We start from the raw sequence: 1,353 nt of genomic DNA, 5'->3' as shown, positions 1-1,353 counted from the left end.
TTAATGGGAACGAAACATCGCGCAACCCGGGTGTCATGCGCGCCGAGAAAACTATCGCCTGACAGGAAACGGCGCCGCCGCATCCCGGGTCGCACCGACCCGCCCGTCGCACCGCCCCCGCCCCGAGAGGAGATCCGCCACATGAGCGATCCGACCGGACTCACCGCCCCGGCTCCGCAGTGCCGGGGCGACCACGACGACCTCGCGGACTTCGGCTACGAACAGCAGCTCCACCGCAGCCTCGGGACGTTCGCCTCGTTCGCGGCCGGGTTCTCGTTCGTCTCCATCCTCACCACCATCTTCCAGCTGTTCGGCCTGGGGTTCGGCTTCGGCGGCCCGGCGTTCTTCTGGACGTGGCCGATCGTGTTCGCCGGCCAGTTCCTGGTGGCCCTGTGCTTTGCCGAGCTCGCCGCGCGGTACCCGCTCTCGGGCGCGATCTACCAGTGGTCGCGCCGGATGGGCGGGGAGATCGTGGGCTGGTTCGGCGGCTGGTTCATGATCCTCGCCCAGATCGTCACCGCGTCCGCCGCGGCGATCGCCCTGCAGGTCGTGCTGCCGAGCATCTGGTCCGGCTTCCAGATCATCGGCGACGACCCCGCCCTCACCTCGCCCTCGGGGGCCGCCAACGCCGTGCTGCTGGGGTCGGTGCTGCTGGTGATCACCACGGTGATCAACCTCGTCGGCGTCAGGTGGATGTCGTACGTCAACAACATCGGCGTGACGTGCGAGATCGTCGGCGTCGCCGCCGTCGTCCTGGCGCTGTTCACCCACGCCGTCCGCGGGCCGCAGGTCGTCTTCGACACCGCGGGCCTGGCGGAGCAGCCCGGGTACATCTGGTCGTGGATCATCTCCGGGCTCATGGCGGCCTACGTCATGGTGGGCTTCGGCTCGGCCGGCGAACTCGCGGAGGAGACCGTCAACCCGCGCCGCATCGCGCCCCGGACCATCCGGATGGCGCTCACCGCGTCGGCGATCGGCGGCGGGCTCATGATCCTCGGCGCCCTGATGGCCGCGCCCAGTCTGACCGACGGGCGCCTGGCCACCGAGGGGTTGCCGTACGTGCTCAACTCGGTGCTCGGCAACTTCTGGGGCAAGGTCCTGCTGGCCGACGTCGTGGTGGCGATCCTCATCTGCACGCTCGCCATCCAGACCGCGTCGTCCCGGCTCGTGTTCTCCATGGCCCGCGACGGCAGGCTGCCGTTCTCGCCGGCCCTCTCGCGCGTCCACCCGCGCACCGGGGCCCCGGTCGTGCCGTCCGTGCTGATCGGCCTGGCCTGCATGGCCATCCTGCTGGTCAACGTGGGCAACTCCGCGATCTTCGCCACCCTGTCCTCGGTCTGCATCATCCTCATC

The 1,353-nt window shown here is 69.7% G+C and carries 1 protein-coding gene; it reads left to right on the top strand.

Annotated elements, in window-relative coordinates; genetic code table 11:
- Window positions 1-141: 141 nt before the first annotated feature.
- On the top strand, window positions 142-1,353 hold a 1,212-nt coding region (locus G6030_RS14810; RefSeq protein WP_182643643.1), incomplete at its 3' end, for an amino acid permease.

Origin of the sequence: Dietzia sp. E1 (assembly GCF_014145015.1) — a bacterium.
Taxonomy (GTDB): Bacteria; Actinomycetota; Actinomycetes; order Mycobacteriales; family Mycobacteriaceae; genus Dietzia; species Dietzia cinnamea_A.
Note: the sequence above shows the minus strand (reverse complement) of the source record. Positions and strands in the feature narration are given on the sequence as shown.